3 protein-coding genes, 1 tRNA gene and 1 pseudogene are annotated in these 2,339 nt (G+C 31.9%); 2 read left to right on the top strand and 3 right to left on the bottom strand.

Features of this window, described 5'->3' with window-relative positions:
- Window positions 1-569: phage integrase SAM-like domain-containing protein (locus GOQ24_RS06720; RefSeq protein ID WP_208103211.1), on the bottom strand; the 569-nt coding region annotated here is incomplete at its 3' end.
- A gap of 196 nt (window positions 570-765) precedes the next feature.
- A tRNA-Ser gene (locus tag GOQ24_RS06715) sits at window positions 766-850 on the bottom strand.
- Window positions 851-1,056: 206 nt separating this feature from the next.
- Between GOQ24_RS06715 and GOQ24_RS06710 the strand changes: the two genes are divergently transcribed.
- Window positions 1,057-1,635: a Crp/Fnr family transcriptional regulator gene (locus GOQ24_RS06710; RefSeq protein ID WP_160339358.1), complete on the top strand. Its 579-nt coding sequence runs from the start codon at window positions 1,057-1,059 to the stop codon at window positions 1,633-1,635.
- Between the two features lie 59 nt (window positions 1,636-1,694).
- Window positions 1,695-2,117 carry a GNAT family N-acetyltransferase gene (locus tag GOQ24_RS06705; protein ID WP_160339357.1) on the top strand — a complete coding sequence of 141 codons (423 nt, stop codon included), beginning with the start codon at window positions 1,695-1,697 and terminating at the stop codon, window positions 2,115-2,117.
- Between the two features lie 135 nt (window positions 2,118-2,252).
- Here the strand turns inward: GOQ24_RS06705 and GOQ24_RS06700 are convergent.
- Window positions 2,253-2,339 (bottom strand): annotated as a pseudogene (locus tag GOQ24_RS06700) (IS982 family transposase); the annotation flags it as partial.

Genomic DNA, 2,339 nt, shown 5'->3' with positions numbered 1-2,339 from the left:
GTTTTTATAATAGTATTAGGTTGAAACTTTTTTTCAGTCTTTAAATAGAACTCAAAATCTGTAATAAAGCTATATCTTAATTCCTTCAGCAGGAAATCCTTCTTTTTATACTTAAACCATAAGAAATTTATTATGTGATTTAATGTCTGTGTATATTTCTCTAATGTATTTAGAGATACTTCTATATCTATTAGTTTCTTCATTCTATTATTATGATAGTAAAAAGCATCTATTAGAGATTTGTCTTTATCCTGAGTTTCTCCAATGTATTGTTTATAGATTTGCTCAACAGAGAAATCTGTTTTCTGTAGTTCTAAAAATAGAAAAGCCTGATTAATCTTATTCTTAATCAGGCTTAGTTTTGAATTTATAAATTCATTTTCTTCAGTAGGTGGGTATACTCTTTGTTTAGTATTCTGCCATAATTTAGGTTTTACAAATAAACCTGTAGCAAATTGTTTTCTTTTGTCTTTGTAGGTTAATCTACATGCTATAGGGGCTACACCCAATTTATTAGTTCTGTGTTTAGATATAACAAACAGAATATTTAGTTTATGTATTTTGTTCATATGTATCAGTAAGTTTTAGTGAAATGAGATATGTTACCTCTAGAAAAAACATGCTACCTATTTGTGCACCTTTTAAGAAGATAAGGTTGTATAAGTAGTAAATAAGTAAAACACTCTATTTTAGATGTAGTGTATTGAATAACAGTAAGTTATATATACAAAAAAAGCTACCTAATTGGTAGCTTCTTCTTCTTTGCGGAGAAAGAGGGATTCGAACCCCCGGACCTGTTACAGTCAACGGTTTTCAAGACCGCCGCATTCGACCACTCTGCCATTTCTCCAGTAGAACTCTCTTGTTCTGTATTGCGAGTGCAAATATAGTACAATTTGTATTGTGCGCAAATGTTTTTTGTATCAAATGGCTACTTTTTTTTGAATAAAATCATAAGTGCTTTATTGTCTGTTTTTTATATTTTTAATAAAAGTAAATATTTTTTTATAGAAAGTGGTTAAGTCCTTAATTTTGCAAGATTAGATAATAGTAAAGATGCTTTTAGAGAAACTAATAAAAGAATTTGATGTTGACAAGGGAGTGTTTACGCAAAGGGAGTATGACTTGTTTGATGGTTATTTTGAAAGGATAGAAGTGCAGAGGAATGCTTTTCTAATCGAACAAGGGCAAGTGGAGCGATATAGCTACTTTATCTCAGATGGGGCATTTCGTTGTTGGACGTTGAATCACAAAGGTGATGAACAGACTTTTTGGTTTTGCTTGGCGGGAACATTTTCTATGAGCAATATTTCATTTACCTTAGAAGAACAGTCTTTATTCAATGTACAAGCTGCGATGTCAAGTGTAGTTTATCGCATTGACAAGGAACAAGTGGTTAGATTGTATACAGAGCTTCCTCTTGTAAAGGAGGTCTTTAGTGATTTGACGGCTAAACTTCTCAATCGCTTATTGAAAAGGAATATTGATTTGATAAAGTACACTTCTGAGCAATATTATTTAGAGCTGCTAAACGAATATGGTGAGTTGATGAATTATTTGCCTTTGAAAGATATTGCCTCTTTTATTGGAGTAACACCACAAGGGCTTAGTCGGATACGCAAGCGAATTTTTTAACCCAGGTTCAGTAGTTGTTTGATTAAAAGTACAATTTTTGTTGTTCTAAAATTTAGATTATGATTCGAAGAATAAAGGTAGGGGATTATCCCCGTTTAATGCAAATCTGGGAAAGTGCAGTTTTGAATACTCATGATTTCCTAAAGAATGAAGATTTTCTGTATTACAAAGAGCATATTCCTTTGTACTTTGAACACGTTTCTTTGTGGGGGTATGAAAGCAAAGGCGTTTTAGTTGGCTTTATGGGGATAGCTGAAGATAGCTTGGAGATGTTGTTTATTGATCATGAGTATAGGGGAGAGGGAATAGGCAAACAAATGATTGCTTATGCCAGAGATTCATTTCATATCAAAAGAGTGGATGTGAATGAACAAAATTGGCAAGCGGTAGGGTTTTACAAACACTTAGGATTTAAAGTTATCGATAGATCGGAGACAGATGCACAGGGTAAAGCTTATCCGGTATTGCACTTGGAACTTTAATGTGTCGATTAGGTCCTCTTTTTATTGTTATTAAGTGTTTTGTATTTATTATTTAGTTAATTAAAAGATAATCTTCTTTTATTTGTATGCCCCCGAGCAAGTACATCTTTTATAATCTAAACCCGTTGGGTGTAATTAAATGATTTGATTTTTAATATTATTTATAGGTCTATCAAAAATGAATTTATTGACATATTGAACCAATGTCAAGGCTGTTATTTT

This window comes from Myroides sp. LoEW2-1 (assembly GCF_009767705.1).
GTDB classification, from domain to species: domain Bacteria; phylum Bacteroidota; class Bacteroidia; order Flavobacteriales; family Flavobacteriaceae; genus Flavobacterium; species Flavobacterium album_A.
Note: the sequence above shows the minus strand (reverse complement) of the source record. Positions and strands in the feature narration are given on the sequence as shown.